General features: G+C 40.5%; 14 protein-coding genes. 7 read left to right on the forward strand and 7 right to left on the reverse strand.

Annotated features, from left to right (window positions below):
• The first annotated feature begins 181 nt into the window (after window positions 1-181).
• The 6 genes from IGI44_RS15500 (at window position 182) to IGI44_RS15525 (ending at window position 5,733) form a co-directional block, all read left to right on the forward strand.
• Window positions 182-835 (forward strand): YoaK family protein, encoded by a 654-nt coding sequence (locus IGI44_RS15500; RefSeq protein ID WP_438788669.1) that lies wholly within the window; start codon window positions 182-184, stop codon window positions 833-835.
• Between the two features lie 286 nt (window positions 836-1,121).
• Window positions 1,122-2,255, forward strand: coding sequence for a non-hydrolyzing UDP-N-acetylglucosamine 2-epimerase (gene wecB / locus IGI44_RS15505; protein ID WP_438788670.1), 1,134 nt, complete (start codon window positions 1,122-1,124; stop codon window positions 2,253-2,255).
• A 13-nt stretch (window positions 2,256-2,268) separates the two neighbouring features.
• Window positions 2,269-3,135, forward strand: coding sequence for a GGDEF domain-containing protein (locus tag IGI44_RS15510; RefSeq protein WP_438788671.1), 867 nt, complete (start codon window positions 2,269-2,271; stop codon window positions 3,133-3,135).
• 14 nt (window positions 3,136-3,149) lie between these two features.
• Window positions 3,150-3,290, forward strand: a complete 141-nt coding sequence (locus tag IGI44_RS15515; RefSeq protein ID WP_438788672.1) for a hypothetical protein — start codon at window positions 3,150-3,152, stop codon at window positions 3,288-3,290.
• Entirely contained in the window at window positions 3,290-4,603 is a 1,314-nt protein-coding gene (locus tag IGI44_RS15520) for a glycosyltransferase family 2 protein (RefSeq protein WP_438788674.1), read from the forward strand. The genes IGI44_RS15515 and IGI44_RS15520 overlap by 1 nt, the downstream gene beginning before the upstream one ends.
• A gap of 11 nt (window positions 4,604-4,614) precedes the next feature.
• Window positions 4,615-5,733 carry a glycosyl hydrolase family 8 gene (locus IGI44_RS15525; RefSeq protein ID WP_438788675.1) on the forward strand — a complete coding sequence of 373 codons (1,119 nt, stop codon included), beginning with the start codon at window positions 4,615-4,617 and terminating at the stop codon, window positions 5,731-5,733.
• Window positions 5,734-5,765: 32 nt separating this feature from the next.
• Here IGI44_RS15525 and IGI44_RS15530 read toward each other — a convergent pair whose 3' ends face one another.
• The 3 genes from IGI44_RS15530 to IGI44_RS15540 form a co-directional block, all read right to left on the reverse strand.
• Window positions 5,766-6,617, reverse strand: coding sequence for an arginase family protein (locus IGI44_RS15530; RefSeq protein WP_438788676.1), 852 nt, complete (start codon window positions 6,615-6,617; stop codon window positions 5,766-5,768).
• 78 nt (window positions 6,618-6,695) lie between these two features.
• Window positions 6,696-7,250 (reverse strand): YbhB/YbcL family Raf kinase inhibitor-like protein, encoded by a 555-nt coding sequence (locus tag IGI44_RS15535; RefSeq protein WP_438788677.1) that lies wholly within the window; start codon window positions 7,248-7,250, stop codon window positions 6,696-6,698.
• A gap of 18 nt (window positions 7,251-7,268) precedes the next feature.
• Window positions 7,269-7,862, reverse strand: a complete 594-nt coding sequence (locus tag IGI44_RS15540; RefSeq protein ID WP_438788678.1) for a Crp/Fnr family transcriptional regulator — start codon at window positions 7,860-7,862, stop codon at window positions 7,269-7,271.
• A 231-nt stretch (window positions 7,863-8,093) separates the two neighbouring features.
• On the opposite strand from IGI44_RS15540, the gene IGI44_RS15545 reads away from it, so the two are divergent.
• Window positions 8,094-8,933 (forward strand): aldo/keto reductase, encoded by an 840-nt coding sequence (locus IGI44_RS15545; protein ID WP_438788680.1) that lies wholly within the window; start codon window positions 8,094-8,096, stop codon window positions 8,931-8,933.
• On the opposite strand, the gene IGI44_RS15550 is transcribed toward IGI44_RS15545, so the two are convergent.
• The 4 genes from IGI44_RS15550 to IGI44_RS15565 all read right to left on the reverse strand — a co-directional run bounded on the left by IGI44_RS15550 (window position 8,930) and on the right by IGI44_RS15565 (window position 11,893).
• Window positions 8,930-9,577, reverse strand: a complete 648-nt coding sequence (locus IGI44_RS15550) for a class I SAM-dependent methyltransferase (RefSeq protein ID WP_438788681.1) — start codon at window positions 9,575-9,577, stop codon at window positions 8,930-8,932. The genes IGI44_RS15545 and IGI44_RS15550 overlap by 4 nt on opposite strands.
• A gap of 78 nt (window positions 9,578-9,655) precedes the next feature.
• Entirely contained in the window at window positions 9,656-10,045 is a 390-nt protein-coding gene (locus tag IGI44_RS15555) for an Rrf2 family transcriptional regulator (protein WP_438788682.1), read from the reverse strand.
• 204 nt (window positions 10,046-10,249) lie between these two features.
• Window positions 10,250-10,354, reverse strand: a complete 105-nt coding sequence (locus IGI44_RS15560; RefSeq protein ID WP_438788684.1) for a putative metal homeostasis protein — start codon at window positions 10,352-10,354, stop codon at window positions 10,250-10,252.
• Window positions 10,355-10,369: 15 nt separating this feature from the next.
• On the reverse strand, window positions 10,370-11,893 hold the full coding sequence (locus IGI44_RS15565; RefSeq protein ID WP_438788685.1) for a metal ABC transporter solute-binding protein, Zn/Mn family: 1,524 nt from the start codon (window positions 11,891-11,893) through the stop codon (window positions 10,370-10,372).
• Between the last annotated feature and the right edge of the window lie 176 nt (window positions 11,894-12,069).

Genomic DNA, 12,069 nt, shown 5'->3' on the forward strand with positions numbered 1-12,069 from the left:
CGAACTTTTCTACTCTTGCTATCCATCCTAATCCATTATTTTGCCCGCCTAAACAGCGCTGCCTGCGTATCCGATTTAATTTTTAGTTTTTTCGCATATCCATTAAGCAAAGAGACACATCTTTTGTCGTATTGCTATATTTGGCGTACACTGCTTTTGAAGAAAAAGAGGTGCTGGAAAAATGGAAGAAAAAATTCATGAACGATTGGAATTTGGCATGGCCTTAGCAGCAACTGCTGGCGGCTTGGATGCTTATACCTATTTGGTACACGGCGAAGTCTTCGCGGGATTGCAAACAGGGAATTTTATTTTATTAGGCGTACATTTGGGACAAGGTCATTGGCGTGCCTTGATTCACTACTTAATCCCCATTTTAGCGTTTGCGCTGGGGGCATTATTGGCTCGTTATCTACAAACCAAAATTCATAAAAATCAACAGCTGTGGTTTTTGACTTTTGAAATCAGCTTACTTTTAATCGTAGGTATTTTCTCTCCTCAACTGCCAAACTTGGTCGTCAATGCGCTATTATCTATCGCTGCGGCAACCCAATTGCAAGAATTTCAAAGGCTGAAGGGCAAACCCTTCACCTCCTTGATGATGACAGGGAATTTACGAAATCTTTCTACGAATTTTTTTGAAGGGTTCCTCCAGCATGACGCAGCAAAACGGATCGCCTTTCGAGATACACTCATTATTTTAAGCAGTTTTGTTTTAGGCGCCTTGCTGAATGGTTTTCTGGTCACCTATTTCAATCAACGAACCATTCTTTTTAGTTTAATCTTTTTAGGCCTTTCAGTCCTTTTATTACTAAACGATCGGCACATTTTTCGCTAACTAAAAGACAAGAAGTGATGATCCTTCTTGTCTTTTAGTTTCTAAACTTTTCAGTACGCCTTACAAAATCTGCTTTTCTCCTTTTAACTATTCATTTTCTCATTTTTTTATTGAATTATGAGAATACAAAAGCCTTTTATAAGACAAAATGAAAAACCTTTCCTATACTGATTATTAAGTAGAAATAAATTAAATCATTGATTGAATGTCCTTGAATTTACTATTATTTTTAATTTGGTCTAGTCAATTCATTCATAAATTATCAACGTATTTAAGGAGGATTATTATGAGAAAAAAAGTCTTTTTAGTCTTTGGCACGCGTCCCGAAGCGATAAAAATGGCGCCTCTAGCCAAACAGTTAGCAGCCGATGAACGTTTTGACGCAAAAGTAGTCGTTACTGGCCAACATCGTGAAATGCTTGATCAGGTCTTACAGTCCTTTGCCATTATTCCTGACTATGATCTGAATATCATGCATCAGGGTCAGACATTAAGTGACATAACCAGACGTGTCATTGAAAAATTGACGACTATTCTACAAAAAGAGCAACCGGATATTTTATTGGTTCATGGAGATACAACAACCACTTTTTCAGCCGCTCTGAGTGCTTTTTATCAGCAGATACCAATTGGACATGTCGAAGCTGGCTTACGTACATGGGACAAATATTCCCCTTTTCCAGAGGAAATGAACCGACAATTGACTGATGACTTAACCGATCTCTATTTCGCCCCAACGCTAACAAGTAAAGAGAATTTAATCAAAGAGAATCATCCTGATCAGTATATCTATGTCACTGGAAACACTGCCATTGACGCGATGAAGAATACGCTGGATGATACGTACGAAATTCCTGCTGAGATTTCAAAAGGACGCAAACGGATCGTTTTAGTCACCATGCACCGCCGCGAGAATCTAGGTGAACCGTTGTATTCCGTTTTTAAGGCGATTCTTAAGGCTGCTAAGGAGTACCCAGATACGCAATTTATCTTTCCGATGCACAAAAATCCAGCAATTCGAAGTGTCTTAAAAGAGATATTAGGTGGAGAAGCAAATATTTCTTTGATTGAAGCATTAGATGTTGTTGATTTTCACAACTATGCCAAACAAAGCTATTTGATTTTAACTGATTCAGGCGGTGTGCAAGAAGAGGCGCCATCTTTAGGAGTTCCTGTCTTAGTTCTGCGTGATCAAACAGAGCGTCCAGAAGGTGTTGCGGCAGGCACACTCAAATTAGTTGGGACAGACACTCAGAAAGTATTCGCGTCCATCAAAGAATTATTTGAGGATTCAGCCGCTTATGAAAAAATGGCAAAAGCCAGCAATCCTTACGGGGATGGACAAGCCAGTCAACGAATTGTCGAAGCAATCGCTCACTATTTTCATTTAGCCGATCGTCCAGAAGATTTTAGTCATTAAGGAGAACACTAAGATGAAATATTTACAACGAATTCGAATCGAATGGATGACGATCATTCTTGCAGCGGTCTTTCTCATTCAAAATTTGATTTTAGATGACCGCTTTGGGTTTGTCCCTGTCTTAAGCATTTCCCTATTAGCCTTTTTCGGCTTGCTTGTTGGCTTTTTGGGCAATACCATTACAGTTGCTGTCTTTTCCATGCTGGTAATGTCTACAGGAACCTTCCTGCTGTATTACACCCCTATCATCATGCCTAGATTGGAAAAAATTTACCTCATTGTGGTTATTCCTATCTTTGCTGTTTTAGGTTTGATTGTTAAAAGCAGCGTACTATTTAACCAACGGATGAATACGTTTCGACCAAGAATGCGGCAGTATCTGACTACTTTGGATGAGACGACTGGCTTATACAACAGGGAGGAATTCGAAGCACGTTTTGAAAAATTTAAGTGTGCAATGAATTTGTATGCCAAGATTGAGCGCGGTCTGGTCGTATCCTTTTATACCGTCGATTACATTGAACAATTAAAGTATCAAAATGACCAAGCAACGGATGAATTATTGCGGGCATTGGCACAAGAATTGGAGGATATTCGTTTACCCGAGGAAGACCAGTTCTATTTAGGAAATGGTACCTTTGTTGTGATGTCTCCTAGTTACCATTCCGGCAACAGTCTAGAGTTTATCCAAAAACTGAATAAAATTACCAAAACCCAGTTTTCATTGTTTCCATTTAAGAATTTTGAACGTACACAAAACACGGTGATTCGTTTTGGGGAGATCGTCATTGAAGGTTCCACAGAGATGACTGCAGAACAATTAATCAGCCGTGTTCAGCGACGCTCCGAGGCTGATCTAACCGATGAATACATTTTATAAGGAGGGAGATACTTATGGATCAACTGCTCATTTATTTTTTTGAAGCGAGTAAGATCGTCACTGGACTATTTTTTGTCGCAGCAATCGTTTTATTTCTCTGCTTATTGATCATCAAAGATCGAATTTGGCGTTACTTTAGGAGGCGCGATTACTAATGAGTACAATTTTATTAATGTTTGGCATCATCTCAATCTGGTTCTCGCTGCTCATTACTCTAGTCATCTTATTTGGCGCAGTGTATTTTTTATTAAAAAATATTCGACCGCCTAAAAATCAATTGGACCCGCTCAGCACCTATCCGCTTATCACAATCGTTGTTCCCGCCCATAATGAAGAAATCGTCATTCAGGATACGGTGAAAGCCATTCTGAGTATGAACTACCCACGAGAAAAAATGGAAATTCTCATTTTTGCAGATAATTGTGACGATGACACTTATGAACGCGTGCATACAATTTTTCAACAGCCAGAATACACTGGGTACTATTTGACTAAGGTGATCGATCGCAGAGGAACCGGAGGGAAAGCGGGCGTTCTAAACGATTCGTTAAAAATTGCCCACGGCGAATATCTATGTGTTTATGATGCAGATGCGATGCCTGAACAAAATGCCCTGCATTTTCTAGTTGAAAAAGCACTAGAAGATCCTGAGCGCTACGGCGCAGTCTTCGGCAGAAACAAAACAAGAAATTATAAACGCAACTTCTTAACGCGCTGTATAAATTTAGAAATCGTCACCAGCCAACGAATCATCCATACTGGCTTATGGCAACTGTTTAAAATTGGACAAATTCCTGGTACCAATTTTATTATCCAAACAGCGATGATTCGGGAAATGGGCGGATGGGACAACGGTGCGTTGACTGAAGATACTGCCCTAAGCTTTAAGATCATGAAGCGCGGCAAACTAATCGCGTTAGCTTCTCGCGCTGAGGCATTTCAACAAGAACCAGAAACGCTATCCGTTTATTATCGTCAGCGAAAACGTTGGGCAAAAGGAAACTACGAAGTCATTATTCATAATCTCAGGGATATCTTCGGAAGTTCCAACTGGCGCATTCGTTTGCAAAGTATTTATTATTTCAATACGTTTTTCTGGTTTACAAGTGCGATTATCTTATCCAACATTATGTTTATTGCTAATTTGATTGCAATGATTCTGCACGTTTGGTTTCCTTCGATCGATGCAATATTCACTTTTGGCGGCAGCAATCGCCAAATTGGGGCCCTTTTACTAGTGAACTGGGCATTGATGTTTGCAATTTACCTGCTACAAATCCAACTAGCGCTGTCTAGTCAATTTGGTCAAGCAACCACCGCAAATTTCTTTTATGCCATTGCATCCTACTTCACCTATTCTTTATTGTTCATAGGTATTTCGATCGTCGCATTCTTCTCTTACATCGGAGACAAACTGTTTCGACGTGACAGCAGCAAATGGTACAAAACACAACGTTTTGACAATTAGGAGGCAAATTTATGCGTAAACGTCCCGCAATTATGTGGTCACTGCTGTTTTTGATTTTCATAGGCTATATTGCCGCAGTGCTTTTCAATATCAATGACAACCAAACAAAATTAGAAAAAACAGCCTATAATCAATGGCGTTCAACTTATTTAAAAGAAAATAATGAAGGAACGTTCATTAAAACAAATCCCAAGAAAAAAGCAGACATCTCGTTGTCTGAAGGTCATGGCTACGGCATGCTTATTACGATGGAAGCTGCCAAACGCGGCTGGGCCTCCGAGAAAGAGTTCAATGATCTGTATCGCTATTACCAGAACTTTCGAATCAGTAAGGATAATCCGCTGATGAGTTGGCGGCAAAAATTCGAAGACGATAAACAAGTAGCTATAGAATCGACCAATGCCACCGATGGCGATCTCGATATTGCCTATGCTTTGATCGAAGCCAGCAAACAATGGCCAGATAGTCAGTCAAATTATCAAGGTGCCGCGAAAAAGCTGTTGGCGGGGATTAAAGCCAGAAATTACAATGCAACGAACAAACTGTTGACGGTGGGCGATTGGGCAACAAAGGACTCTGAAGCTTACTCACTAATTCGACCATCAGACATCATTCCCAGCTATTTTGATGCCTTTGCCTCATTCAGTGGCGATGATTTCTGGAAAACACTTAAGATCAGTTCAGTAAACGTATTGGAAACACTAAGCAAACAACATAAAACGGGCTTAATCCCAGACTTTGCTTGGGTAAAAAATAATAAGGTTACCTCTGCGAAAAAAGATCAGGTGGCTGGAGCGAATGATGGCAACTACGGAGCCAATGCCTGCCGGATTCCTTGGCGCCTTGCTAGCTCGAATGACAAAGACGTCAATCAAGTTTTAAGTAAGATGATGAATTTCTTTTTAGAGAAAAACACGATCACCGAAGGCTACACACTCTCAGGAAAATCATTATCATCCAGTCAGTCTAAAAACTTCTCAGCCCCTATTTTATACGCCGCAAATCAAAAAGAAGCTTATGGAAACTTAGTGAATTCGCAAGCTTGGGTCATCAACGATGGACTATCCGGCGAGGACTATTATGGCGATACTTTAACCACCTTAATAACCCTGCAGATGAATCAAAAATAAGACAGAAAGAGAGTCCTCTTTCTGTCTTTTCTTTAACGGAAACTCTCAAAATCATACAAAAGATTTTTCAAATTCTCAACATCCCATGGCAATAGCTCCGCGATGGTCAAACCAACAATCTCACTTTGTTCAGCGATGGCTTGCATCGTCTCCTTCACTTCTAAAAGAGACATCTTGCCAGCTTCGGCAGAATACTCCACCACCCCTGGTTCTGAAAAATACAACATTCGAAACACATTAGGATCTAATACATCTAGGTCAAAATGAACCACTACTTTGGTAAACTGATGCTTTCTTAACCAAGCTTTTATTTCTTTGGGTGAAAGTCGTACTTGATCTTGAACTTGGTATTCCAATCCTAACCTTTCCAGAACCACTTTTTCATCCAGAGTAGGGGTTTGAAGTCCGACATACAAAACATCTTTTGCCGCAAATGGGTGCTGGACCTTCTCCGCTAGTACAGGATCGCCGTCCTTCAACAAATTTCCTAGGACCATCGCGTGCTCATTGCAGAAAATATCCGGTGTCGAAATATCTGGATGCGCGTCGAGCCAGATGATCCCTAGCTGCTCCCCGTATTTACCATGCAAATAATCAAAGGGCGCTTGCGAAACCAGACAATCACCACCTAAAGTAATGATCTTATCTGGATTTTCCTCTTGAATAATCCGCGCCGTCTGATCCACATTCTTAGCAACAATACTTTGTGCCGTTACGCCATTTTCTTGTAACAAGGGCTCATCATACTTAGGAATAGGGACTTCGATTTCTTTATGTTCTAAATTTTTAGGGACTAAAAACGACAGCAAATCTGCTCCCAGCGAGTAAGTCGGATTGTTTCCCCCTTGCCATTGAGGAACCTTTAAACGAATTGTTTTAGTCAATCTTGCTACCTCTCCTCCATTAATTTATTTGCTGTCTTCATCTTACCTGTTATCGCTTCGTTAGTACAATTCGCCTGCTTATTTCCCTGGATATTCTCCGACTAAATAGCCATATTGCAGGATATGACCCTTCATCGCAGTTAACAGCTCAGCTTTCTTAGTGTCCGCGGATAAATCCAGTTTTTTATTTAAAACAAACACATGGTATTTGTAACGATGACTGCCAAATGGCGGCTTTGGTCCGCGATAACGGTGCTTACCATAGCCTGTTCCTTGGACTGCGTTACCTAGCTCAGCTATTTGCTCCCCAGAGGGTATCTTCGCCGGAATCACTTGATTTATCGGTAGATTCCAAATCAGCCAATGATTATAAACCCCAGCAAGAGGATGATCGATGTCATCCATGATTACCGCTAAGGAAACAGCTTCATCGTCTAACTTAGACAATCGTAATTCGGGAGAGATATCCTCACCGTTTCCAGTGTATTCGATGGGAATCGTCCCATTGATTTTAAAAGCCGGACTTGTGACTGTTACTTTAGGGGCATCTTCAATCACAAAATCCTTCTGACGAATTACTGCCACAACAATTACTATGACAATAATCAATGCCACCAAGATCCCTACTAGCATGTTTCTGCTCCTCTTCATTTAATTTTCCTCTCTTAATGTCCGCCGAATCCGACTCAAGGAGACAGGTGTCACGCCAACATAAGAGGCAATATGAGCATGACTGACCCGTTGATCGATGTCTGGAATCTCTCGCTTCAATGCCACATAGCGTTCCGTTGCACTTTCCGTCAACAAAGCGGTCTCTCGCACTAATTTAATGCGCAGGGTCTCCTCAAGAATTCCAATATAGACTTGTGTCAATGACGCCTCCTCCAGCATTAACTTTTGAACCCGTTCATAATCAAAACGGATTAGCCGGCACGGTTCGATTGCTTCGAAATTACACATAACGCGTCCGCTAAACACGACATGTTGTGTGCTGAAAACCTGTCCCTTTTCTAAAAACTGATGCGTCAAATCATTTCCTTGATAATCCAAGTAATACTTGCGAACCAGACCATCCACTAATAAATAGAGCTTATTTTCCTCATCGCCCGCCGCAACAATCAGATCGCCTAGCGAAAATTCCACAAAAACACCTAAATGTATTAATTGTTCAAGGACCTCTTCCTTGATCGTTACCTTGGCATAGCGCTTTACTAAGCTGCTGATACTTTGCTCAATGTTTGTCATCGCCTGCTCCTTCTTTGCTTCTTTTCATCTATTGTAGCGAAGCCCAAAAGCCCTGTCATTAACATAGGATAATGGATACTCTGATTGTCGCAAAAAATTTTTTTAGTCCTATTCAGCCCAGTCCTGTACAAAAGTTACGAATTAGTAACTATAGTACTTTAAAGTACGTACTATACAAAGATAAGCAAACTGCCTATACTAACATCAGAAAACTAGCTAGGAGGCTTTTACATGATTCATTCATTAACAGATTACGTACGATTTAACAATGGAACCGAGATTCCCGGATTAGGCTTAGGTGTCTTTCAAATTCCTGATGAAGATACTGCCGAAGTCGTGAAAAAAGGGATCATCAATGGCTATCGCCTGATTGATACCGCTCAAATTTATGGAAACGAAGTGGGAACGGGGATTGGAATCAAAGAAGGCTTAGCCGCAACTGGCCTAAGCCGCGAAGAGTTATTTATCACATCCAAAGTTTGGAACAATCATTTAACTTATGACGAAACGATCAATGCCTTTGAAGAAACACTGGAACGATTAGCTTTGGATTACCTTGATCTCTACTTAATCCATTGGCCAGGCAAGAATGCCTATAAAGAAGCTTGGAAGGCTCTGGAAGATTTATATGCAGCTGGAAAGATTAAAGCCATCGGTGTCAGCAATTTTGAGATCCACCACCTAGAAGACCTGTTATCCTTTGCAAAAGTCGTTCCTGTAGTTAATCAAGTTGAATTACACCCGAAATTAACACAACAAGCCCTTCGAGATTTTTGCGAAGAGCATGAAATCAAAGTCCAAGCTTGGTCTCCTTTGATGCAGGGAAAGATTCTTACTGAGCCTGTCGTTAAAGAGACCGCTGAAAAGCATCAAAAAACGCCGGCACAGATCGTTTTACGTTGGGATATCCAGCAAGATATCTTGCTGGTAGTGAAATCCGTGCATGAACAACGGATGCAAAGCAATGCGGATATCTTTGATTTTGAATTAGCACCCGCAGAAATGGCGCGTTTGAGCAATCTGAATGAAGCGTTGCGTAGCGGTCCTGATCCTGATGTCTTTGATTTTTAATTGACAAAAGCTGTTCCAAGACCGTAATTCGAGCCTGGAACAGCTTTTTGCTTATTTTTTCCTACAACGAATAAATACATTCCTTCTGCTGGGATTAGTTGTTGAATAATCGGTAATTGCAGCTTTTCCAAACTTGCCTTCATGACCGATGACGGGATGCGATGCCCGCCATTGGCATGAGTGGTTTCTGATTCAAATTCTAGAATCACAAATTGCCCATCCGGCTTAACAATGCGCGCCAATTCCTTCAATGCATCTTCAAATGGATGGACTTCATGGATCATCACCGAAACGATCGCAACATCGACGGAACTGTCCGGCAAATCGATTGCTTTAATATCCCCGCTCATACTGGTGATAGTTGTCAGCTGCTCCTGCGCTGCTCGTTCTTGAATCAAATCCAGCATTTTTTGCGATTGATCAAAAGCGATTACTTTCTCTGCTTCCTTAGCCAGCGGTAAGGTTAAATAACCAGTCCCCGCGCCGCCATCAAAAATCGTTTTCCCCTTCAACTCTGGCAAATAGCTGATGATCGCTTCAGCTGATAATTGCTGCTTGCGCTCTTTCCCGTCTAAAACTGCGACCATTCGTTTGAAACTCTCTGCATTGTCTAAATTGTGATGTTCATGCGTATGGTGTGACATTTTGATCATCCTTTTTCTATTTTTATATTAAAGATAGTTTATATCGCTAATTAATCTAAATGAAGTACTTAACCTCATTTAAAGTGTAGACAACTGACTGAGCTTTACTGAAGCAAAATGTGCCCACATCTTATCTTCACCCTCATTGATGATTTGACTGATTGGACAACTATGCTGATTGTTCGCCAAACAGCTGATCTCATCAGGAAAACCATCGATCGCATGAATAACATCCAGAAAAGAAATCTCTGCAGGGCTCATTTTTAATCGATAGCCGCCCTTTACGCCTGAAACCGATGAAATCAAATTTGCCTTAGCTAATTGAGTCAAAATTTTTGATAAATAAGAAGGGGAAACCTCAAATTTGTCCGCCAAATCATGAATACTCAAGTTACTATCAGATTGATCATTTTGGGCAAAATAACCCATGACATGAAGTCCCATATTCGCTGCTTTAGTAAACCTCATTATGCTCCTTCTTTCTATTAGAGAGATTATTTATCTATAATAGAGAGAGAACATATCGTTGTCAACTGATAGTTAAGCCAAACACCTTTTGTAAAGAGCCTTTCTTCACTGCCATCATTTATTTATGAGAATTACTTACCGCATTAAAAACAAGAAATAAAAAAGAATCTACTCTCTTTATTGCCAGAGGGTAGATTCTTTTTGCTATTTTCGTTTTGCTTGTTTAATGAGTTTCAACGCGCGTTTGCGGGTCTTGATATTCGGACTCTTTAATCGCCGATAGGCACTAGATAAATCAGTCTTCTCCATTGTTTTCCCCTCCGTTTAATGTGCTAGCATCTCTTGAGCAATGTCATGGGCAGTCATTTGTACTGGATAGTAGGTTGGCCAATTATCCAATTCTTCGTACAGAGCTTCCTGACTCTTGCCGCCAAAATAGATGTGGAAATGCCCCGCTTTTTCTGGCGCGATTGCATGATCGCTGAATTGAACATATTTGTAGTTACCAGCATTAGGATCTTCTGTTTCAAAAGTAAACCGGACTCCACGATTGCCTTTTTTGTAGGTCAAAATCTTATATCCGGCGTATTTATAGGTGTATTTATGATGCTTCCCGTTAACGATGAAATCAATTTGATTATCCGTGATTTTAATTTCATCAACATCTGTTTTGTAGCCTTTTTCATAGTATTCTTTGTATTGCTCAGCCGTTTTGTCTTTCTTCAGTTTCGCCTTGTAATCAAAAACCTGATCCAACGTTCCTTTTGTTAACAGAGGATAAACGGACTGCCAATCACCAGCATAATCTGATAATTTTCGATCTTTTACTTGCGTATCCTTGAAGTAGCCATTGTAGATGGTTTGCTCTGTAGGTGTGTCCTTCTCAGCTTTTATTTCTTTACCGGCAACACTTGTGGTTTTCTTTAAAGCCTGCAAATTCTCCCGCATAACTGATAGATAATTTTCACCTGCATCCATCTGCTTTTTAGTTAGACTTTCTAGCGGATTTAGCACCTCCAATTGAACCTTCGTCTCATCAGCCAATGTTTGCGCAGCCTTTCCTTGGTTATTATTCTCGAAATAAATATAGGGAATCTCATTGTCCTCAACATAGTGTTTCAACTCGGCAATACGGGAAGGATCCGGTTCCTGATCTGGATTGATTCCTGAAATCCCGACTTGATTCAAGCCATAGTCTAAAGCTAAATAACTGAAAGCTGTATGTTGCGTGACAAAATTCTTCTGTTTCGCTTCTTTGAATGCCTCCGAATAGTTTTTATCTAACGTTTCTAACTCGGCTAAATAGCGTTTTGCATTCGCTTCAAATGTTGCTTTTTTCTCAGGGTAGCGTTTGACTAACTGATCTTTGATTGAAGTAACTTCCTGGATCGCTCGATGTGGGGATAACCACGTGTGAGGATCTAACTCATGGTGATGCCCGTGATCATGACTGTGGTCATGCTCCTCCTCGCCGCCTGGAAGTAACAGCATACCCTTTGTCCCCTTAATGACATTTGGTGATCCTTTTTTCCAAGAGTCGACCGCATCTGGTACCCAAGTTTCCATGTTCTCATTGTGATAAACAAACACATCTGCTTCTGTAATCTTCGCTATGTCTTTAGCAGACGGTTCGTAATCATGCGGCTCCGTTCCAGCAGGTATCAATAAAGAAACATCCCCTGCATTGCCGACTATATTTTTCGTAAAATCATACATCGGATAGAAGGTTGTGACAATTTTCAGTTGTTTTTCTTTGCTTTTCGATTCCGCTTGGTCATTCCCCTTGCAGGCAGCCAATCCGACTAAAGCAAATAAACTCAGTAGGATGATTCCTAATTTCTTTTTCATTTCGAACCTCTTTCTAGTCAATAACTCATGACCTTTATTCTTAAAAAAACACGTACATCTTCTACTATTGATTTTTTAAAAAATGTCCAAATGTATCATCAGATCATTTTCTCCCCACCTCACTAAATTTTCGTTATGAACATTACAGTTCGCACGTCGCAAAACGTAATTGTTAC

Origin of the sequence: Enterococcus sp. DIV0756 (genome assembly GCF_051710745.1) — a bacterium.
Lineage (GTDB): Bacteria > Bacillota > Bacilli > Lactobacillales > Enterococcaceae > Enterococcus_A.

What these genes read in the sequence shown, in the direction of transcription:
- IGI44_RS15500 (WP_438788669.1), top strand. Translation starts at nt 182, where the DNA reads ATGGAAGAAAAAATTCATGAACGATTGGAATTTGGCATGGCCTTAGCA.
- wecB (WP_438788670.1), top strand. Translation starts at nt 1,122, where the DNA reads ATGAGAAAAAAAGTCTTTTTAGTCTTTGGCACGCGTCCCGAAGCGATA.
- IGI44_RS15510 (WP_438788671.1), top strand. Translation starts at nt 2,269, where the DNA reads ATGAAATATTTACAACGAATTCGAATCGAATGGATGACGATCATTCTT.
- IGI44_RS15515 (WP_438788672.1), top strand. Translation starts at nt 3,150, where the DNA reads ATGGATCAACTGCTCATTTATTTTTTTGAAGCGAGTAAGATCGTCACT.
- IGI44_RS15520 (WP_438788674.1), top strand. Translation starts at nt 3,290, where the DNA reads ATGAGTACAATTTTATTAATGTTTGGCATCATCTCAATCTGGTTCTCG.
- IGI44_RS15525 (WP_438788675.1), top strand. Translation starts at nt 4,615, where the DNA reads ATGCGTAAACGTCCCGCAATTATGTGGTCACTGCTGTTTTTGATTTTC.
- IGI44_RS15535 (WP_438788677.1), bottom strand. Translation starts at nt 7,250, where the DNA reads ATGCTAGTAGGGATCTTGGTGGCATTGATTATTGTCATAGTAATTGTT.
- IGI44_RS15540 (WP_438788678.1), bottom strand. Translation starts at nt 7,862, where the DNA reads ATGACAAACATTGAGCAAAGTATCAGCAGCTTAGTAAAGCGCTATGCC.
- IGI44_RS15545 (WP_438788680.1), top strand. Translation starts at nt 8,094, where the DNA reads ATGATTCATTCATTAACAGATTACGTACGATTTAACAATGGAACCGAG.
- IGI44_RS15550 (WP_438788681.1), bottom strand. Translation starts at nt 9,577, where the DNA reads ATGTCACACCATACGCATGAACATCACAATTTAGACAATGCAGAGAGT.
- IGI44_RS15555 (WP_438788682.1), bottom strand. Translation starts at nt 10,045, where the DNA reads ATGAGGTTTACTAAAGCAGCGAATATGGGACTTCATGTCATGGGTTAT.
- IGI44_RS15560 (WP_438788684.1), bottom strand. Translation starts at nt 10,354, where the DNA reads ATGGAGAAGACTGATTTATCTAGTGCCTATCGGCGATTAAAGAGTCCG.
- IGI44_RS15565 (WP_438788685.1), bottom strand. Translation starts at nt 11,893, where the DNA reads ATGAAAAAGAAATTAGGAATCATCCTACTGAGTTTATTTGCTTTAGTC.